This is a genomic window from Duganella sp. CF458, from assembly GCF_900113115.1.
Taxonomy (GTDB): Bacteria; Pseudomonadota; Gammaproteobacteria; order Burkholderiales; family Burkholderiaceae_D; genus Rugamonas.
Genome location: NZ_FOOF01000009.1, coordinates 253,940 through 273,247, shown reverse-complemented (window position 1 = coordinate 273,247; position 19,308 = coordinate 253,940). Strand labels below are relative to the sequence as shown.

The window sequence follows — 19,308 nt, the reverse complement described above, 5'->3', positions numbered from 1 at the left end:
TCACTTAAGGCTTGGAGGCGGGTGCCGCACCGGCCGCACCGGCAGCCGCTTTGGCAAAGTCACCGGCCTTGATCACCGAAACGGCTTCCGGCTTCAGGTTGGCGCGCAGTGCTTCATTAACCTGCGCCACGGTCAGCGCGCCGACTTTAGCTTCCAGGTCCTTGTCGAAGGCCATGGTACGGTCGAAGCTCAGATAGTTCCCCAGGCGGCCAGCCAGGCCGGCGTCACCGGTACGACCCACTTGTTGCGATTGCAGCCAGGCTTTCTTGGCATCGGCCAGTTCGGCGTCGGTGAAGCCATCCTTCAGCGCCTTGTTCAGCTCTTCACGCAGCGCCGCTTCCACCTTGACGGTGTTTTGCGGTGCGCTGATCGCGAAAGCCAGCCACAGGCCGGCCGGATCACGCGACGGCACGGACAGTTGCGAACCCACGCCGTACGACAGGCCTTCTTTCTGGCGGATGCGATCGGCCAGTCGGCTGCGCAGTGCGCCGCCGCCCAGCATGTAGTTACCCATCAACAGTGCCGGGTAGACCGCAGCGTCATCCTTCATCGGCACCGGCTGGATCGCGAACAGCACCGAGTTGGCCTTGTCCGGGGTTTCCAGCGCAATGTTCTGGCCCGCCACCTGCTTCATTTCGCTGGCGATGCGGACGTAAGGCTGCTCCGCTTTCCAGTTGCCGAACAGCTTGGCAACTTGCGCCTGCACGGCGGCGGCGTCAAAGTCGCCCACCACGGACAGGGTGGCGTTGCCGGCACCATAGTAAGCCTTGTGGAAGGCTTTGACCTGTTCCAGGGTCGCCGCTTTTTGTGCCGCCAGTTGCTCCGGCAGGGTCATGGTGTAATGCGGATGGCCTGGCGGGAAAGTATTGGTCAGGCGCTGCATCGCGTTGCTGGCCAACGGTTGCGGCTCGGTCATTTGCTGCTCGGTACCCGAGATCATGTCGCGCTGTTGTTCGGAGAATTCCTTGGCCGTGAACGCTGGCTTCATCAGCGATTCGCCCAGCAGGTCCAGTGCTGCCGCCAGGTTGGCGCGCGTGGTGGTCACATTGAGGGTGACGCCTTCGGCGCCGCCGTTGATGTTCACGTTTGCTTTCAGCTTATCGAGGGCATCCTTGACTTCCTGGCGCGACAGGCGCTCGGTGCCGGTCAACAGCAGCGACGCGACCAGCTCACCAATGGTGGCCTTGCCCGTCAGGTTCTCGGCAGTGCCCATGCGCAGCTGTATCGATGCGCTGACAGTATTGCCCTTGGTGCTCTTTGGCAGCAGCGCCAGCTTCATGCCGTTGGCGAGGACCGAACGCTGGGTGCGTTTTTCGATGTTGTCCGGGCTTGGGTCGAACACTTCGCCCTGCGCGATCGCGGCACGGCCCTTATAGTCCTTGACCAGTGCAGCCACGTCCGGCGTCGCCGGCACTTCGGTGCGGTCGGCGGCGTCGGTCGGGATGAAGCGCGCCAGGGTACGGTTGGCAGGTTTCAGGTATTTCAGCGCCACGGCCTGCACCGCTGCCACGTCGACTTTCTCGACCTGGTCGCGGCGCTGATGGAACAGGCGCCAGTCGCCGGCGGCTTGCGCCGAGGTCAGGGCGATGGTGAAACGGGCCGTATCGTTGACGGTCTGGTCGACGTCTTTGGCGATGGCGGCCTTGGCGCGCTCCACTTCGGCTCCCGTGACCGGGTTGGACTTGACGTCCTCCAGCGCCTTCAGCATCGCTTCTTCCACCGCAGCGGTCTGGCCATCTTTCGGCACCACGGCAGCGAACAGGCGGTAGCCTGGTTCCATCTGGTTGAAATCGAGGTCCATCACGGACGAGGCCAGCTTGGCATCGACCAGGGCCTTGTGCAGGCGGCCGCTCGGAGCGTCGGTCAGGATCTTGCCCAGCACCTGCAGCGCTGCCGCATCGGTATGGCTGGCCGGGGCAACGTGGTAGCCGGCGGCGACGATCTGGGTACCGCCGGTGCGGCGGATGGTGACCGAACGCTCGCCGTCCTGGGTCGGTTCCGCGGTATACGTCGGCGCCAGCACGCGGGTCGGCTTTGGAATCTTGCCGAACAGCTCGTTGATCTGGGCCAGTACCTTGGCTTCGTCGAAGCGGCCGGCGACCATCAGGATCGCGTTGTCCGGCTGGTAGTAGCGCTGGTAGAACGCGCGCAGGCGGTCGATGCTCACGCCTTCGATGTCGGAGCGGGCACCGATGGTCGACTTGCCGTAGTTGTGCCAGTCGAAGGCCACCGACATGGTGCGCTCGAGCGTGACGCGGAACGGATCGCTCTCGCCGCGTTCGAACTCGTTACGCACCACCGTCATTTCCCCTTTCTGGGTCTTGTTGTTCCACAGGTCGTCCTGGCTGATCGGCGAGTTGACCATGCGGTCGGCTTCCAGCTCCAGCATCAGCTTCAGGTTGTCGTCGTTGGCCGGGAAAGTCGAAAAGTAATTGGTACGGTCATACCAGGTGGTGCCGTTGAAGCGGCCGCCGGTCTGGTTCAGTACTTCCACCGGCGTCTTGCTGCCTTTCTTGATGCCGAAGTTGGCGGTCGGCTTGAACAGCAGGTGCTCCAGCAAGTGGGCCATGCCGGTCTCGCCATAGTTCTCGTGGCGCGAACCCACCATGTAGACGATGTTGGTGGTCAGGGTCGGCTTGCTCGCGTCCGGGAACAGCAACACGCGCAGGCCGTTGGCCAGGCGGTATTCGGTGATTCCCTCGACCGAGGTGACTTTAACAGCGGCGGCCTTGTTGGCGGCGGCTTTGGCCGGTACGGCTGGGGCGGCGGCGAATGCCGGCGACAGGATCCCTGCGCTGAGCATGATGGCGGTAAGAAGCTTCACTCTGGGTAGTTCCTATATAAAAATAAAGGTTATAAATTATATAACCAGGAACTTGCCGACGTGAAAATTCTTTATGGCCGCCCCAAAATCACCAAAGATGCTTGCCGTCGATCACGGTGACCGCGGCAGTGGCGGCATCGAAGTCATTGAACAGGCGCGCATTGACCGTGACGCGGCGGGTGTGCCCGTCCCAGCTTCCGTCGGTTTGAAAAGCTGGCGAGTCGGAATAGGTGGCGCAGCCGCACAGCGGGCAAAAGTGATGCGCCACCTGCCGGGTCTGCCAGCGGTAAGCACTGTCGCCGCTGGGTGGCGGCACCAGGCGGAATTGCTCGGGCGCGAAGGCCGCCGTGACGGCGCCGCGCTTGGCGCAGAACGAGCAGGTACAACGCGTGAGCTGAGCGGGAATCTCGCCATCGATCTCGAACGCGACGGCGCCACAATGGCAACTTCCTTTGATAGTCATAGCCGGCCTCCTGGTGGAAACCGCCAATGTAGCGCCATCGACGCTGCGCGGGCGCGCCGCAAAACTATTACCAACAATATAATGCTGCCCTATGAAAACACAGCTGCAACTCGCCATCGCGGCGCTCACACTTTCCAACGCCGCACTGGCCAATGACGGCATTGCCGCAGTGGGCGTTGGGGGCATCGTGTTCGGCAAGACCGACGCCATTGCCATGAAAAAGGAAGTGCTGAACATCAGCCATGACCTGATCAGCGTCGATTATGAATTCCTGAACGAGTCGACCAATGACGTCGAGGAAACCATTGTGTTCCCGCTACCGCCCTATCCGGCCGCACTGCAGGGCAGCGATACCTACTACGGCCAGCCCAACGGCTTTTCCATCCGGGTCGACGGCAAGCCGGTCGCGTTCCAGAGCAGGCTGGTGGCCCGCTCGCCGGAAGGCGAGGACGTCACCGCGCAATTGCGGAAACTCGGTTTCAGCAACAAGGAGATCGCCTACACGCCCGCGTTTGCCGACAAGTCCGGCAAAGTTGCCGCCTTCACCGAACAGCAAGCCAAACGAATGATCCAACTGGGACTGCTGGAGAAGGAAACCCGTGAGCCGACCTGGATGGTGGAGGTCAACTATGTCTGGACCCAGAAATTCCCTGCCAATAAAATCGTTCGCGTCCACCACGACTACCGTCCCTTCGTCGCAGGCGGCCCCGGCGAATCGGGCATGCACGAAGATTTCGCGAAAATCTATTGCACCGACAACAGCTACCTGAATGCACGCGCCAAAGTTGCGGCGCGCAAGGACGGCTACATCAACACGCATAACGTGTCCTACATCCTCACCACCGGCAACACCTGGAAACGCGGCATCGAAGACTTCACGCTCAATATCATCAAGCGCAAGCCCGATGAACTGATCAGCCTGTGCTTCCCCGGCACCTTCAAGAAGATCGATGCACGCACCTACCAGGTACGCCTGCTGAACTTCGCGCCGACGCAAGACCTCGAGGTCCACTTCGGCAACGTCGACAGCGATGAAGACCAGAGCGGCGTCCTGCCGGCCCTGCCCAAATGATTCCGGCTGGATGCGTAGCCGACACCGCTCCCCGCCAGCATTTCACAATACGAAATCTCAATCTCATATTGTAGAAAATTGCTTGGCGGCGCATCATACCGAACAGTTCATTTCGCGAAAAGCCATTTCATATCATGGCAAATAGAAAATAACTAATTGAATCTAAACAAAAAAATATAGCTTATATGTCTTATATAAGACATGGTGCATCGCAAAAGAACGGCCTATCATTATTCCAAGTGCTTCGCCTTTTTTAATCCGCTTTTTTGCTAGGAAAAGACCATGTCCCACTACCAAGACGACATCCAAGCCATCGCAGCCCTGAAGGAACGCAACGGCAGCGCCTGGAACGCCATCAGCCCTGAAGCGGCCGCCCGCATGCGCGCCCAGAACAAATTCAAGACCGGCCTGGACATTGCCCGCTACACCGCCAAGATCATGCGCGCCGACATGGCCCGCTACGATGCCGACCCATCCCAGTACACCCAGTCCCTGGGTTGCTGGCACGGTTTCATCGGCCAGCAAAAAATGATCTCCATTAAGAAGCACTTCAACAGCACCGACCGCCGCTACCTCTACCTGTCGGGCTGGATGGTGGCCGCCCTGCGTTCCGAGTTCGGCCCGCTGCCAGACCAGTCGATGCATGAAAAGACCGCCGTGTCGGCCCTGATCAAGGAGCTGTACACCTTCCTGCGCCAGGCCGATGCCCGTGAACTGGGCGGCCTGTTCCGCCAGCTGGACGCCGCCAGCGGCGACGCCAAGAAAGCCATCCAGGACAAGATCGACAACCACGTGACCCACGTCGTGCCGATCATTGCCGACATCGACGCCGGCTTCGGCAACGCGGAGGCGACCTACCTGCTGGCCAAGCAATTCATCGAAGCCGGTGCCTGCTGCATCCAGATCGAAAACCAGGTGTCGGACGAGAAGCAGTGCGGCCACCAGGATGGCAAGGTCACCGTGCCGCATGAAGACTTCCTGGCCAAGATCCGCGCGGTACGTTACGCCTTCCTGGAGCTGGGCGTGGACGACGGCATCATCGTCGCCCGTACCGACTCGCTGGGCGCCGGCCTGACCAAGCAGATCGCCGTCACCAACCAGCCTGGCGACCTTGGCGACCAGTACAATGCCTTCCTGGACTGCGACGAAATCTCGGCCGATGCCCTGGGCAATGGCGACGTGATCATCAAGCGCGACGGCAAGCTGCTGCGTCCTAAGCGCCTGCCTTCCAACCTGTTCCAGTTCCGCTCCGGCACCGGCGAAGCGCGTTGCGTGCTCGACAGCATCACCTCGCTGCAAAACGGCGCCGACCTGCTGTGGATCGAAACCGAGAAACCGCACATCGGCCAGATCGGCGGCATGGTCAAGGAAATCCGCAAAGTCATCCCGAACGCCAAGCTGGTGTACAACAACAGCCCATCGTTCAACTGGACCCTGAACTTCCGCCAGCAAGTCTACGACCGCATGAAGGCCGAAGGCCAGGACGTGTCGGCTTACGACCGCGCCGCGCTGATGAACGTCGAGTACGACAGCACCGCGCTGGCCGCCGAGGCAGACGAGAAGATCCGCACCTTCCAGGCTGACGCAGCCCGCGAAGCAGGCATCTTCCATCACCTGATCACCCTGCCGACCTACCACACCGCGGCCCTGTCCACCGACAACCTGGCCAAGGAATACTTCGGCGACCAAGGCATGCTGGGCTATGTGGCCGGCGTGCAGCGCAAGGAAATCCGCCAGGGCATTGCCTGCGTCAAGCACCAGAACATGTCCGGTTCCGACATCGGCGACGACCACAAGGAATACTTCAGCGGCGAAGCTGCGCTGAAGGCAGCCGGCAAAGACAACACCATGAACCAGTTCTAAGCCTGCCCTCCAAAGCAAGCAACGCCACCTTCGGGTGGCGTTTTTTTTCGCCCTTCGGGTTAGGCGTCTTTCAGGGCGAGGCTGGCCATGGCGCGGATGCCCTCGTAAGATTTGGCGGAGGCGATGAACCTGCCGTTGTGGCAAAAGCCGGCGTCCGGCACGCCGGTGACCGCCGCCAGATCGGCGTCGCGCAATCCAGCCCAGGCCTCCGGCAAGTCGGCCCGCGCGTCGAAACTCTCGGTGCTGACCGGGACCGTATGCAGCAGGTGGCGTTGCTCGGCAATGCTGTAGCTGATCACGAACAGCACTTTCGGCATTTCCTTGCGCACCACCTGGCTCCACGGCAGCGCGCCATTCTTCAGGAACAGGACCTTGCCGCCTTCCAGCACTTCGGCCTGGCGCACCTGCTCCAATGCCAGCAAGGCCCCGACCCGATACTTGACGGCGTTGACCATCACATCGGTCAGCACGGCCATCGCACGGCGGAATTGCGACAGCCGGAACGCTTCGGTCGGCTCGCCGTAGCCCAGCCTTTGCTCATCGAGCCAGTTGGTGTTGTAGCCGGAAATCACGGCCGACAGGCCATAGCCGCCCGGTGCGCTCTTCGCCGCGCCCACGTCCGACAGGTCGAGGTACTGCACCACGTCCGCATCGATGCCGTACGCGATCTCACGCCCCTGCGCTTCCGACAGCTGCTGCCCGGCATGGGCCAAAGCCAGTGCCATCACGCAGCGCGCGCCATATTCGCGCCACACCAACCCAGCGCTGGCGTACGGCACGCCGCTCTGGCGCGCGACGTCAAAGCCTTTCTGATGGTGGTCGAAGCGGCCTGCGGCCGGGTCCCATACGCCACCGACATCCACCGCAAAGTCAGCGGTATCGATGATGGCCTGGTCGCGCGTGCGGACGAGGTCGGCGCCGGGATACAAAACATTCAGGACAGCGACCGCCCACGCATCGTCTGCGTGGAACTTGCCGCTGTGAGTCACTATGAGCATGCCAAATCCAATCGTTGAAACTACCGTCATGATATACCGTGACGCGATCCGGACTCGTTTCGCCCCGAATGTCGCCGGCTTGGTTATACTTGCATTTTTTTTAACCGCAAGAGATATGCAACGACTGACACTGGCCATTGCCGCGCTGGCCCTGAGCGCGTGCGCCACCAAGGACCAAAATCGCATTCAGGAAATCGGCGCCACGCCGCTGCGGGACTTGAATATCGCCAAAGTGGACATTCCGGACGTGCTGCGCGACGCCATTGGAAATCCGTACAAGGCACCTGCCGACAAGAGCTGCCCGGCCTTGCTGGCGCAAGTAGCGGATCTCGATGAGGAGCTGGGGCCGGACCTCGACGTTCCGGAAGAAAAGCAGAGCCATATGGACGCCTCGAAAGAAGCCTTGGGCAACGCGGCTACCGGCGCCCTGGCGCGCACGGTGGAAGGCGCGATTCCTTTCCGCGGCTGGCTGCGCAAGCTTAGCGGCGCAGAGCGCCAATCGAAGAAAGCGCAAACCGCGATCCTGGCGGGCAAGGTCCGCCGCGGCTACCTGCGCGGCATCATGGAGTCGAATTCCTGCCAAAAGGTTCAAACCGCATAAACGCTTGCTTTTGCTGCGCCGCATCATGCTAGAATCGTTGCAATCTTAGCCACAGCGAGGGCCAGCAAATGAAGCGCGTCATCTTCAACCAGAAGGGCGGCGTCGGTAAATCGACCATTGCGGTAAACCTGGCGGCCATTGCGGCGCACCATGGCAAACGCACGCTTTTGATCGATATCGACCCGCAGTGCAACAGCAGCCGCTACCTGCTCGGGGCGGCAACCGCAGGACTGGCGCCCACCCTTGGCGCCTATTTCGAGCAAATGCTTAGTTACAGCATATTTGCCAAGCCGGCCGGCGACTATGTGCACGCCACGCCGTTCGACAACCTGTCCATCATGCTGGCCCATCCCGAACTGGGCGACCTGCAATCGAAGCTGGAATCGCGCCACAAGATCTACAAGCTGCGCGACACGCTGAGCGAGCTGGAAAAGGCCTACGACGAAATCTATGTCGACACGCCGCCGGCCTACAACTTCTTCACCCAATCTGCCCTGATCGCGGCCGATAGCTGCCTGATCCCCTTCGACTGCGACGACTTCTCGCGCCAGGCGCTGTACACCCTGGTCAACAACGTCAAGGAGATCAAGGCCGACCACAATCCCAAGCTGCAGATCGAAGGCATCGTGGTCAACCAGTTCCAGCCGCGCGCCCTGCTGCCGCAACGCATGGTGGACCAGCTCAAGGAAGAAGGCTTGCCGGTGTTCGAGAACAAGCTTTCAAGCTCAATCCGCATCCGCGAATCCCACGAGCGCAACCTACCGATGATCCACCTCGATCGCAGCCACAAGCTGAGCCAGGAATACCTCGCCCTGTACGGCGAACTGCAGCCGGCCTGATGCGCCAAACTTGATCCAGGTCATGGCCGGGCGGCGGCGGCATGGCTAGGCTGGCGGATTTTGCCTGCCATGCTGACCGCCCCCGAACTCCTCCTGCCCGCCGGCTCCCTGGCCAAGATGAATGCCGCTTTCGACTACGGCGCCGACGCTGTCTATGCGGGCCAGCCGCGCTACAGCCTGCGCGTGCGGAACAACGACTTCTCCACCCTGCAAGCGCTGCAGGAAGGCATCGATGGCGCCCACGCACGCGGCAAGCAGTTTTTCGTCGCCAGTAATATCTTCGCCCACAACGCCAAGCTCAAGACCTACCTGCGCGATATGGCACCCGTCATCGCCATGCAGCCCGATGCGCTGATCATGGCCGACCCGGGCCTGATCATGATGGTGCGCGAAGAGTGGCCCGACATGCCGGTCCACCTGTCGGTGCAGGCCAACGCCGTCAACTGGGCCGATGTGAAGTTCTGGCAGCGCATGGGGCTGACGCGCGTGATCCTGTCGCGCGAACTGTCGCTCGACGAAATCGAGGAGATCCGCCAGCGCTGCCCGGACATGGAACTGGAAGTGTTCGTGCACGGCGCCCTGTGCATGGCATATTCAGGCCGTTGCCTGCTGTCCGGCTATTTCAATCACCGCGACGCCAACCAGGGCACCTGCACCAATGCCTGCCGCTGGGACTACAAGGTGGGGGAAGGCTGCCAGGAGGCGACCGGCGATATCTCGGCGCTGCACCAGCAGCCGCGCCATCCGCTGGCAAACCAGACCTACCTGCTGGAAGAAGCCGGGCGTGCCGGCCAACTGATGCCGATCTTCGAGGACGAACACGGCACCTACATCATGAACTCGAAAGACTTGCGCGCGGTGGAACACGTCGAGCGGCTGGTAAAGATCGGCATCACTTCGCTGAAGGTGGAAGGCCGCACCAAGTCCGCCTATTACGCGGCGCGCACGGCGCAGGTGTACCGTCAAGCCATCGACGATGCGGTAGCCGGCCGCCCCTTCGACGAGGGCCTGCTCGGCCAGCTCCAGGGCCTGGCCAACCGCGGCTACACCGACGGCTTTTACCAGCGCCATCACACGCAGGAGCACCAGAACTACCTGCGCGGCGTATCGGAAACCGATCGCAGCCAGTATGTGGGAGATGTATTGGAGATTGACGGCGGCTGGGCGCGCGTCGATGTGAAGAATCATTTCGCGGTGGGCGACCGCATTGAAGTCATGCACCCGGGCGGCAACCGCGATATCACCATCGCCCGCATGCTGGCGGACGATGGCAGCGAGATCGCGATCGCGCCAGGTAGCGGCCACATCGTGCGCATCCAGCTCGATGCCGGGCTGGAGGGCGCAATGTTGTCGCGCTACTTGTAGCAACATAAAAGTCGGGGTCAGCTCTGGCAATCGGACATTTTCGCTAGCGAAAATGTCCGATTGCCAGAGCTGACCCCGACTTTTCAACCAGGAGCTACTACCAAAAGATCACGCGCTGCGCCGGCGGCAGGTACATCTTGTCGCCTTCCTTCACACCGAAGGCGTCGTAGAAGCCCGGGTGGTTCTTCAGGCTGCCGTTCACGCGGAATTCGGATGGCGAGTGCGGGTCGGACTTCACCTGCTGGATCAGGAAAGCGTCGCGGCCCTTGCCGCGGCGCGCCTGTGCCATGCCCATGAAGATGCGCTGCTCGGCGGTATAGCCGTCGATCACCGGGCCAGGCTGTCCTTTCATGTGGATCTTGTAGGCGCGGGTGGCCATGATCAGGCCGGCGTTGTCTGCGATGTTCTCACCCAGGGTCAATTCGCCGTTCACCTGATAGCCCGCCACCGGGCTGTAGCCGTTGTACTGCGCCACCAGCATCTTGCCGCGCGCGGCGAACTGCTCGCCATCTTCCTTGGTCCACCAGTTGCGCAGGTTGCCGTCGCCATCGTACTGCGAGCCTTTGTCGTCGAAGGCGTGGCTGATCTCATGGCCGATGGAAATGCCGACCGCGCCATAGTTGACCGCCGGTTCAGCCTTGGCGTCGTACAGCGGATACTGCAGGCGCGCCGCCGGGAACACTACTTCGTTCAGCGATGGGCTGTAGTAGGCGTTGACGGTTTGCGGCGTCATGCTCCATGCCGTCCGGTCCACCGGCTTGCCCAGCTTGCCGATGCTGAAGCTGTGCGCGAACTCGCGCGAGCGCAGCACGTTGCCAACCAAGTCGTTGCGCGCCACTATCAGCTTCGCGTAATCGCGCCATTTGTCCGGATACCCAATCTTGACGTTGATCTTGGCCAGCTTCGCTTGCGCCTGCAGCCTGGTTTCAGGGCTCATCCACTCCAGCTTATCGATGCCTTCGCGGAAAGCGGCGACGAAATTCTGCGCCATCTCGGCCACCTGCTGCTTACGCTCGGCCGGGAAATACTCCTTGACATAAGCCTTGCCCACCATCTCGCCCAGTGCGCGGTTCACTTCCGCGATGGCGCGCTTGTGCAGCGGACGGTTTTCCTTGGTGCCCGCCAGGACCGCGCCGCGGAACGCGAAGTTCTCGTCGACCAAAGGCTGCGACAGGTAAGGCGCGAAAGAGCTGATCATGTGGAATTCAAAGTAGGCCTTCCACACCGGAAGCGGCGTTGCCTCGATCAGTTTGTCCAGCGCCGCCAGGTAGCTTGGCTGGCTGACGATTACAGAATCGACCTTGCCCGCCACGCCAACACCCTTCAGGTAAGCATCCCAGTCGAAGCCCGGCATCAGCGCTTTCAGTTCGCCCAGCGACAGCTTGTTGTAGGTTTTTACCGGATCGCGGTTTTCCACGGCGGACCAATGGGCGCGGGCGATTTCGGTTTCCAACGCGACGATCTGCGTAGCTTCCTGGGCGGCTTGCGCGTGCCCTGCCAAGGCCAGCATCTTTTCCACGTGCTGCTGGTACTTGGCGCGGATATCACTCAAGCGCGTGTCCTTATCGGAAAGGAAGTAGTCCCGGTTCGGCAAGCCCAGGCCGGACTGGCGAACGCCCACTACATAGCGCGTCGAATCTTTCGCATCCTGGCGCACGCTCATATCGAGCGGGCCGCCGGCGTCGATGCGGTTCAGGTGTGCTACCAACGCGGCGATGCCCCGCTTGCCGGACAAGGCGGCAATGCGCGCCTGCTCCGGCTTGAGCGGCTTCAGGCCCAGCGCATCGCGGCGCGCTTGATCCATGAAGCTGGCGTAGTAGTCGCCGATCTTCTGCGCATCCGAACCCGCCTTGCGCGCCCTGTCCTGTTCGGCCTTTTCGACGATGGACTTCACCTGCCCTTCCACGTTTTCCTGCGCCACGTTGAACGCACCCCAGCTCGATCGATCGGCCGGGATCTCGACACCGCTCAGCCACTTGCCTTGGGAGTAGCGGAAAAAATCATCCTGCGCGCGGACCTGCTGGTCGATGCCGGCGGCGTCGATGCCCGAGCTCAGCTCCGCCGCCCATGCATGCGAACATGCCAGGCCAACAACCAGGCTGCCGAGAATAGTGCGTTTCATGTAATGACTCCGGTGAAAAATGCTTCCGGCAGTATGCCGCAGCCTGCCCCGCGCGTGGCCGTTGCAGCGTGTGGAGCAACACTAAGTTACATAAGGAGTCCACATTTGACCTGCGGCGCTCCAAGGCCGATACTTGCCGGGTTTTAGATCCATTCACCCCAACCAGGAGGTAAGCAGTGAAACATTCCATGCTGGCCACCGTACTGCTGGCTGCAGTCGCAGCACAAGCGCAGGACGTGCCGAAGATCGATCCGCAGCGCCTGTCGCAGGACGTTGAAACTTTGGCATCCGACGCATTCGAAGGCCGCGGCCCGAACACCGCCGGCGAAGTAAAGACCGTTGAATTCATCGCCAAGCAGTTCGAGGCGGCCGGCCTGAAGCCGGGCGGCGACCTGGTGAAGGGCAAGCGCAGCTGGTACCAGGAAGTGCCGCTGGGCCGCTTTGAAATCAAGGGCCCGGTGGTGCTGAACGCGCACGCCGGCAAGAACGACATCCCGTTCGCGCAAGGCGAGCAACTGGCGGTGCGCGCCGCGATGAATGGCGCCAAGCGCGTCGATTTCGACAAGGCCCCGCTGGTGTTCGTCGGTTACGGCGTGACCGCGCCAGAGCGCAAGTGGAGCGACTTCAAGGGCGTGAACCTGAAGGGCAAGCTGGCCGTGGTGCTGATCAACGATCCGGACTTCGAAACCGGCGCAGGCGAATTCGGCGGCAAGGCCATGACCTACTACGGCCGCTGGACCTACAAATACGAAGAGATGGCACGCCAGGGCGCAATCGGCACCCTGATCGTGCACGAAACCGCGCCTGCATCCTATGGCTGGGCAACGGTGAAGAACTCCAACACCAATGTGATGTACGACATCGTGCGCAAGGAGCCGGGCAAGTCGCACGCGCCGATGGAAGCATGGATCCAGCGCGACGTGGCGGCCGACCTGTTCAAGCGCGCCGGCCTCGATTTCGACGCGCTCAAGAAGCAGGCGCAAACGCGCGAGTTCAAGCCGGTGGAATTGAAAGGCGTCAGCCTGTCGGCCCACTACGCGGTGGACGCCCAAGTGATCAAGTCCAAGAACGTGGTGGCGGTGCGCGAAGGCACCGCGGCGCCGCAGGAGACCGTGATTTACAGCGGCCACTGGGACCACCTCGGGGTCGGCCTGCCTGATGCGAAGGGCGACAAGATCTACAACGGCGCCATCGACAACGGCACCGGCATCGCTGCCTTGCTGGAATTGGGCCGCGCCTACGGCAAGGCACCGGCGCCCAAGCGCAGCGTGGTGTTCCTGGCCGTGACGGCTGAAGAAAAAGGCTTGCTCGGTTCCGAGTACTACGCATCGAACCCGGTCTACCCGCTGGCCACCACGGTCGGCATGATCAATATGGATGCACTGAGCCCATACGGTCCGGCGCGCAACTTCACCATTTCCGGCAGCGCCAAGCTGGACCTGCTCGATATGCTGGTCGCCAGGTTCAAGGCCATCAACGTCAGCTACATGCCTGACCCGCACACCGAAGCGGGCTACTTCTTCCGCTCCGACCACTTCCCGATGGCCAAGCGCGGCGTGCCGGCATTCTCGCTTGACTCCGGCGAAGACTGGGAACAAGGCGGCGTGGCGGCAGGCAAGGCAGCACAGGAAGCCTATACCACCAACAACTACCACCAGCCTTCGGACGAATGGGATGCCAAGTGGCCATTCACCGGCATGGCGCGCGACCTGGGCGTGCTGTATAGCCTGGGCCGCGACCTGGCCGAATCGAAGGAATGGCCGAACTGGTCGAGCGACTCCGAGTTCCGCACGATTCGTGACCAGAGCGCGGCAAAACGCTCCAAATAAGAACACCAATCCGGTTCAAGGCCCTCCACGGAGGGCCTTTTCTTTTTCTGCGAGGCGTGCCATGCTGGACTTACAAAAAAGATTGCTTTAGTCGGAGACAAACCATGAACTTCACGCAGTCGATGAGCATTGCCAAGAAACTCGCTGTGCTGAATGCCAGCGCCATCCTCGGCATCATCATCCTTACCGCCATCTTCCTGATTTCCGAGCGCACCCTCATCCTTGAGGAAAGAACCAGCAATGTGCGGCAGGCCGTCGAAACGGCTTATGGTGTGCTCGACTACTACCAAAAGCAGGAAGCCAGCGGCACCCTGCCCCGCGCGGAAGCCCAGAAGAAGGCCATGGATGCGATCAAGGTGTTGCGATATGGCAACAACGAATATTTTTGGCTCAACGACATGCAGCCGAAGATGATCATGCATCCAATCAAGCCTGAGCTCGACAACAAGGACCTCAGCGCCAACAAGGACCCGACCGGCAAGCACCTGTTCGTCGAATTCGTCAACATGGTCAAGAAAGCGGGCGCCGGCCCGGTCGATTACATGTGGCCGAAACCGGGCAGCGACAAGCCGGTGCAAAAGGTCTCCTACGTCAAAGGCTTTGAGCCTTGGGGCTGGATCCTGGGCTCCGGCGTCTACGTCGACACCGTCGACGCCACCGTACGCGGACGCGCCGTCACCTTCGCCGCAGGCGCGGTCGTACTGGCCGCCGTGCTGCTCGGCATCGGCTTATTCATCGCACGCGGCATGCTGCGCCAGTTGGGCGGCGAACCGGATTACGCTTCGTCGATCGCGCGCAGCATTGCCGGCGGCGACCTGACCGTGCCGATCGACGTCAAGCGCGACGACAGCGGCAGCATGCTCAATGCGCTGAAGGGCATGCGCGACGACCTGGCGCGCATCGTCAGTTCGGTGCGCACTGCCACCGATACCATCGCCACCGCGTCGAGCGAGATCGCGGCCGGCAACAGCGACCTGTCGGCCCGCACCGAAAGCCAGGCCAGCTCGCTGGAGGAAACCGCCGCATCGATGGAAGAGCTGACCTCCACCGTGCGCCAGAATGCCGACAATGCGCGCACCGCCAACGAGTTGGCAGCCAACGCCTCGGAAGTGGCGCAGAAAGGCGGCGCCGTGGTGTCCCAGGTGGTTGAAACCATGGCCTCCATCGATAGCTCCTCGCGCAAGATCGTCGACATCATCAGCGTGATCGATGGCATCGCATTCCAGACCAATATCCTGGCGCTGAATGCGGCGGTGGAAGCGGCGCGTGCCGGTGAACAGGGCCGCGGTTTTGCGGTCGTGGCCTCGGAAGTGCGCAACCTGGCGCAGCGCAGCGCGGCCGCGGCCAAGGAAATCAAGGACCTGATCGGCGCCTCCGTGGAAACCGTCGGCGTCGGCAACTCGCTGGTGGCGCAGGCCGGCAGCACCATGCAGGAAGTGGTGGAGAGTGTGCACCGCGTGCGCCAGGTCATCAACGAGATCAGCACCGCCAGCAATGAGCAAAGCGCCGGCATCGCCCAGGTCAACGAAGCGATTTCGCAGATGGATGCGGTGACGCAGCAGAATGCGGCGCTGGTCGAACAGGCTGCCGCTGCTGCGGCCAGCATGCAGCAACAGTCGGCGGCGCTGTTGCAGGCGGTCGGCGTGTTCCGCGTCGACGCCGATGCGCCGGCCGCAGCGGGACGCCGCATGCCGCGCCTTGGCCGCAGCTGATCCCATGATATGATCCGGCCTGTCGAAAAAGGCAGGACCGGTTCAAGGTAAGCCCGGTCCCTCTCCTCCCCGGAGAGCTCTGCTCCATGTGCAGTCTTGCATGAGAACCCACGACGATCCCGGCGCATTGCGTCTCGGGCTCGTCGGGGCGTGGCCGATCGATCCTCAGGCACTCCCGTTGGGCCCACCAACTTTGGAGTCATCATGCAATTGAATCACCTCGACCTGTCCGTGCCCGATGTGGCTGCGGCTTGCGCTTTCCTGACCCGCCATTTCGGCTTCGCCCTGCTGCAGACCAAAGGCAACCACGGCATGGCCATACTGGCCGGCGAAGGCGGTGTGGTACTCGTGCTCACGCGTCACGAGGAGCCCAGCTATCCCAAGACGTTTCATATTGGCTTCCTCGTCGACGATGCCGGCAAAGTCGGCGCCAAGCATGCCGAACTTCAGGCCGCTGGCGTGACGGGGCTTTCCCCGGTGCAGGAGATGCGCGGCGGACCCGGTTTCTACTGCCGCAGCGATTGGGGAATCTTGCTGGAAGTCGCGCAGCGCACGCCGGCGCGGGATACCTAAGACCGGCGTGCTGCGGGCCCCTTGCCGGGGCCCCTCGTTCACTTGACGCGGGTGTAGCTCATCTCCATCCACTTCATGTCCTTGCCATTCGGCCCCGGCCCCCACATTTCCAGCTTGTGGTTGTCGTTGTCGGTGATGGCTACGCTCATCGTATAAGGGACTTCCTTGCCGCTCATCGGGTCGGACATCATGCCCTTGTACTTGATGGTGTTGCCATTCAAGCTGCCATGCGCCAGGGTCATGCCGGTGCTGCCGGAATCGATCCAGCTACCGAAGTACTTCTTCGTCACGTTATCGTAACCCTGCACGCCCATGCCGTCGAAAGGCTGGCCCATGAATTTTCCCTGGTAGTTCTCCTGCAGGTAACGGTTACCCATAATCCACTTGCGCTCCGTGGAGCCATCGCTTTCCTCAGGCGGTTTGGATGGGTCCATCCACATTTTCGTCTTGACCGTGAACCTGCCGGCCAACGCCTCGAGTTTCTTGTGTGCCTCGCCGGGCGTGGCGGCTTTATTCATCGCCTCCATCGCCGCCTTTTCATCAGGCGGCGCAGCGGCCTTCTTCTTATCCGGCGCAGCGCTGACGGCGGCGCCGGCCAGGGTGAATCCCGCAACAACAACCAGGTACTGCGCGACACGACGAAGCTTCATGACTTCCTCCTTATCCAGCAGGGTTGTGGAGAGGCCATTCTCCGCGCCGCCGCGCAGCCCTGTCAACCGCGCCGCTCGGTTTCGCGCAACTTGCGGCGCAAACGCAGGTTATCAGCCACAGCCGCCACCAAGGCAAGCGTCGTCAACGCAACTACCGCGTCCGCATCCAAATAGTGCCAGAATGCCCATGCTCCAAACGCGCAGGCAATACCGGAAAATAAAAGCAAGACCTGATCTTTCATCATCGAATCATCCTCGCTCGGTAAACAATGCGCCCTATCATCCTCGTATCACAGATCACCGGATTACGACGCATGGTCTCCGCCAACCCGGGTCGGTACAAGCCCTTGCATCGGATGTCCCACATGACGTCAGCCAATGAAACCCCTCCGCTCAACGTTCGGCCGGTCGGTTGGCACAACAGGGAGAGTAGCGCCCGCCGATGTGGCGCGTTTTGCGTTGGGGCAAGTGAAGTGTTTAAGCGGCGTAGCTGCTCACGGCTTCGACTATAAAAGGCGCGGGGTCGGGGTGGATGTTGTCGAAGATGGCGGCCAGCGGTCCGTCCATCTCCCGATAGAACAGGACCTCGTCAGGGTCAAGCACTACTTTCAGCCCAGTTCAAACGTCGTGATGCCGTACTGCCGCGCCAGCGGCAATCCTGGGTCGTCGCCCGTGTACATGCGAGCCGTCTCGAAGCAGGCATGCATGCCATGCCGCTCGGCCAGCGCCACCGCAGCGGCATTCGGCTCCGGCACATCGAGGTAAACCGGTTCGCCCGCCGGCACCCGGCCGCACAGGGCCTGCATCAATTCCTCGGCCACCTCCGACGACCCGGTACAGAGCGGGCCAATCTTGAAGCCCGCGCGACAGGGGCGCAGCACCGCATAACCAAGCAGCACGCCGGCAGTATCGCGCACGCCGAATGCCACGCTGCCAGCCTGCTGCAACCAGCAGCGCATGAATTGTTCACGGTTGTCGGGGAAGAAGTCGCGATCATACGCCAACACTTCATCGATATCCTGTTGCCCCAAAGGCAGTACGCGGTCGGCAGTAGGAATGTCGCTGCCCCGGCCTTCATAACGCGCGTTGCGATGCGCCAGTTTGAAGCCGGCGCGAGCGTAGTTGGCCTGCTGCGCCGGCACACCGTCCAGCCCTACATTGCGCCCTGCCAGCCGCGCCACGCCGGCGCGCCAGATTTCCATGCCATAGCCTTGGCCGCGGAACTCGCGCCGCACGATATAGCCGCCTATGAAGCCGAAGCCGGCTCCGTAGCGCACCGCGAAAATACTGGCAACCGGCTCACCGTCGATCGTGCCAAGCAGGAAGCCGCCCGGGTCGGCCGCATAAAAACTGGCCGCATCCTGCAGGCCAGGATTCCATCCTTCCGCCGCAGCCCAATCGAGCACCATTTCCAGCTCGGGCAAGGTCATAGCGCGAATTTGCATTTCAATTTCCATGAGACGAATCATAAGCCGCAAATGCGGCCCGCACCGCATATTCCCAGGCAGCGCAATCCTGCTCGTAAAGATAGCTGGGCGCCGATGGCGCTCCCGCATCCAGCGCACTGCGCCGGCGATACAGGTACACCGAGGTCCACGCCACACTCGGCGGCGCGAACTGCTGCACCAGCTCGAAGGCCGGGTGCGCCATAGGGAACGTGACCGTGGTGACCAAAGCGCCCTCCGGCAGCTCCCTCGCCAACTTGTCGGCCAAGCGGTCCATCATCGGCGCGAAACAGGTGCTGTAGATATAGACCATGCTCGCGTCGGAGACATTGGCATCGAACATATCCTGATGTACCAGGCGCACACGGGCGGCAACCCTGGCCGCGGCCGCGGGATTTTCCGCTACGCCGGCGGCCAGCATCTGCGCCAGCCGCATCTGCGCCATATCATTGCGGTACCCAAGCAGCTCTACGCCGGTGCAGCGCATGCCGGGCAAGGCCAGTGCCGCGCTCAAGACGACCTTACCCAGTCCGCTGCCAAGATCGATGAAGTGGCCGTGCAAGGGCAGCCACGGCGCCACCGCCTCGAAGTAGTGATCGAGCTCCTGCTCTGTGAATTCACCATAGATCAGGCGCCCATCGTCGACCAGCCATTGCGCCAGGTCCGCGTCGGAGATCTCGTCAAGGCCATGGGAAGGAGCGCGCTCCGGCAGCATGCCATGCGCTTGTATGCCGGCCGGTACGCAGCCGGCAATCAGGCGCCGGTGCGGCTTCAGGCGCGCGATGAAACCTTCGCGCAACGCCGGCTGGCGGAACGCTTCGCGCACCGCCAGGCCGATCTCGACGTAACGGGCAAGCACTGCATCGTCAATAACGGGCCTTACGTGCTGCGCACCATTCGTGATCGCCCGCCGCATCGAGAGCATGGTTTCCCCCACCGGTTGGATTACCCA

Annotated in this window: 16 protein-coding genes; 8 read left to right on the top strand and 8 right to left on the bottom strand. The window is 61.9% G+C overall.

Annotated elements, in window-relative coordinates:
* Positions 1 to 4: 4 nt before the first annotated feature.
* On the bottom strand, positions 5 to 2,824 hold the full coding sequence (locus BM269_RS16010; protein WP_090438647.1) for a M16 family metallopeptidase: 2,820 nt from the start codon (positions 2,822 to 2,824) through the stop codon (positions 5 to 7).
* A gap of 88 nt (positions 2,825 to 2,912) precedes the next feature.
* On the bottom strand, positions 2,913 to 3,287 hold the full coding sequence (locus BM269_RS16005; protein ID WP_090438644.1) for a GFA family protein: 375 nt from the start codon (positions 3,285 to 3,287) through the stop codon (positions 2,913 to 2,915).
* A gap of 91 nt (positions 3,288 to 3,378) precedes the next feature.
* Between BM269_RS16005 and BM269_RS16000 the strand changes: the two genes are divergently transcribed.
* Positions 3,379 to 4,359: a DUF4424 family protein gene (locus BM269_RS16000; RefSeq protein WP_090438641.1), complete on the top strand. Its 981-nt coding sequence runs from the start codon at positions 3,379 to 3,381 to the stop codon at positions 4,357 to 4,359.
* Between the two features lie 282 nt (positions 4,360 to 4,641).
* A complete protein-coding gene (locus BM269_RS15995) occupies positions 4,642 to 6,222 on the top strand; it encodes an isocitrate lyase (protein WP_090438638.1) in 1,581 nt (526 codons plus the stop codon).
* A gap of 59 nt (positions 6,223 to 6,281) precedes the next feature.
* Here the strand turns inward: BM269_RS15995 and BM269_RS15990 are convergent, their stop codons facing one another.
* Positions 6,282 to 7,220, bottom strand: a complete 939-nt coding sequence (locus BM269_RS15990; protein ID WP_090438635.1) for an MYG1 family protein — start codon at positions 7,218 to 7,220, stop codon at positions 6,282 to 6,284.
* 115 nt (positions 7,221 to 7,335) lie between these two features.
* On the opposite strand from BM269_RS15990, the gene BM269_RS15985 reads away from it, so the two are divergent.
* The 3 genes from BM269_RS15985 to yegQ all read left to right on the top strand — a co-directional run bounded on the left by BM269_RS15985 (position 7,336) and on the right by yegQ (position 10,025).
* Positions 7,336 to 7,821, top strand: coding sequence for a hypothetical protein (locus BM269_RS15985; protein WP_090438632.1), 486 nt, complete (start codon positions 7,336 to 7,338; stop codon positions 7,819 to 7,821).
* 68 nt (positions 7,822 to 7,889) lie between these two features.
* The gene (locus tag BM269_RS15980) at positions 7,890 to 8,660 is read left to right on the top strand and encodes a ParA family protein (protein WP_090438630.1); all 771 of its coding nucleotides are present in this window, start codon (positions 7,890 to 7,892) and stop codon (positions 8,658 to 8,660) included.
* Positions 8,661 to 8,729: 69 nt separating this feature from the next.
* Entirely contained in the window at positions 8,730 to 10,025 is a 1,296-nt protein-coding gene (gene yegQ / locus BM269_RS15975) for a prephenate-dependent tRNA uridine(34) hydroxylase TrhP (RefSeq protein WP_170860395.1), read from the top strand.
* A 97-nt stretch (positions 10,026 to 10,122) separates the two neighbouring features.
* Here yegQ and BM269_RS15970 read toward each other — a convergent pair whose 3' ends face one another.
* Positions 10,123 to 12,147: a M13 family metallopeptidase gene (locus tag BM269_RS15970; RefSeq protein WP_090438627.1), complete on the bottom strand. Its 2,025-nt coding sequence runs from the start codon at positions 12,145 to 12,147 to the stop codon at positions 10,123 to 10,125.
* 176 nt (positions 12,148 to 12,323) lie between these two features.
* On the opposite strand from BM269_RS15970, the gene BM269_RS15965 reads away from it, so the two are divergent.
* The 3 genes from BM269_RS15965 (at position 12,324) to BM269_RS15955 (ending at position 16,261) form a co-directional block, all read left to right on the top strand.
* The gene (locus BM269_RS15965; protein ID WP_090438623.1) at positions 12,324 to 13,976 is read left to right on the top strand and encodes a M28 family metallopeptidase; all 1,653 of its coding nucleotides are present in this window, start codon (positions 12,324 to 12,326) and stop codon (positions 13,974 to 13,976) included.
* Between the two features lie 104 nt (positions 13,977 to 14,080).
* A complete protein-coding gene (locus BM269_RS15960; protein WP_229204672.1) occupies positions 14,081 to 15,688 on the top strand; it encodes a methyl-accepting chemotaxis protein in 1,608 nt (535 codons plus the stop codon).
* Between the two features lie 204 nt (positions 15,689 to 15,892).
* Positions 15,893 to 16,261, top strand: a complete 369-nt coding sequence (locus BM269_RS15955; protein ID WP_090438617.1) for a VOC family protein — start codon at positions 15,893 to 15,895, stop codon at positions 16,259 to 16,261.
* 38 nt (positions 16,262 to 16,299) lie between these two features.
* On the opposite strand, the gene BM269_RS15950 is transcribed toward BM269_RS15955, so the two are convergent.
* From BM269_RS15950 to BM269_RS15935, 4 genes are all read right to left on the bottom strand, one after another.
* Entirely contained in the window at positions 16,300 to 16,911 is a 612-nt protein-coding gene (locus BM269_RS15950) for a DUF1579 domain-containing protein (protein ID WP_139232757.1), read from the bottom strand.
* Between the two features lie 62 nt (positions 16,912 to 16,973).
* On the bottom strand, positions 16,974 to 17,156 hold the full coding sequence (locus BM269_RS15945) for a hypothetical protein (protein ID WP_090438611.1): 183 nt from the start codon (positions 17,154 to 17,156) through the stop codon (positions 16,974 to 16,976).
* Positions 17,157 to 17,519: 363 nt separating this feature from the next.
* Positions 17,520 to 18,356, bottom strand: a complete 837-nt coding sequence (locus tag BM269_RS15940) for a GNAT family N-acetyltransferase (RefSeq protein WP_229204671.1) — start codon at positions 18,354 to 18,356, stop codon at positions 17,520 to 17,522.
* A 1-nt stretch (position 18,357) separates the two neighbouring features.
* A complete protein-coding gene (locus tag BM269_RS15935; protein ID WP_170860394.1) occupies positions 18,358 to 19,215 on the bottom strand; it encodes a histone methylation protein DOT1-like protein in 858 nt (285 codons plus the stop codon).
* Positions 19,216 to 19,308: the final 93 nt, after the last annotated feature.

What these genes read in the sequence shown, in the direction of transcription:
- BM269_RS15955 (WP_090438617.1), top strand. Translation starts at nt 15,893, where the DNA reads ATGCAATTGAATCACCTCGACCTGTCCGTGCCCGATGTGGCTGCGGCT.
- BM269_RS15970 (WP_090438627.1), bottom strand. Translation starts at nt 12,147, where the DNA reads ATGAAACGCACTATTCTCGGCAGCCTGGTTGTTGGCCTGGCATGTTCG.
- BM269_RS16005 (WP_090438644.1), bottom strand. Translation starts at nt 3,287, where the DNA reads ATGACTATCAAAGGAAGTTGCCATTGTGGCGCCGTCGCGTTCGAGATC.
- BM269_RS15995 (WP_090438638.1), top strand. Translation starts at nt 4,642, where the DNA reads ATGTCCCACTACCAAGACGACATCCAAGCCATCGCAGCCCTGAAGGAA.
- BM269_RS15940 (WP_229204671.1), bottom strand. Translation starts at nt 18,356, where the DNA reads ATGCAAATTCGCGCTATGACCTTGCCCGAGCTGGAAATGGTGCTCGAT.
- BM269_RS15985 (WP_090438632.1), top strand. Translation starts at nt 7,336, where the DNA reads ATGCAACGACTGACACTGGCCATTGCCGCGCTGGCCCTGAGCGCGTGC.
- BM269_RS15945 (WP_090438611.1), bottom strand. Translation starts at nt 17,156, where the DNA reads ATGATGAAAGATCAGGTCTTGCTTTTATTTTCCGGTATTGCCTGCGCG.
- yegQ (WP_170860395.1), top strand. Translation starts at nt 8,730, where the DNA reads ATGCTGACCGCCCCCGAACTCCTCCTGCCCGCCGGCTCCCTGGCCAAG.
- BM269_RS16000 (WP_090438641.1), top strand. Translation starts at nt 3,379, where the DNA reads ATGAAAACACAGCTGCAACTCGCCATCGCGGCGCTCACACTTTCCAAC.
- BM269_RS15950 (WP_139232757.1), bottom strand. Translation starts at nt 16,911, where the DNA reads ATGAAGCTTCGTCGTGTCGCGCAGTACCTGGTTGTTGTTGCGGGATTC.
- BM269_RS15990 (WP_090438635.1), bottom strand. Translation starts at nt 7,220, where the DNA reads ATGCTCATAGTGACTCACAGCGGCAAGTTCCACGCAGACGATGCGTGG.
- BM269_RS15960 (WP_229204672.1), top strand. Translation starts at nt 14,081, where the DNA reads ATGAACTTCACGCAGTCGATGAGCATTGCCAAGAAACTCGCTGTGCTG.
- BM269_RS15980 (WP_090438630.1), top strand. Translation starts at nt 7,890, where the DNA reads ATGAAGCGCGTCATCTTCAACCAGAAGGGCGGCGTCGGTAAATCGACC.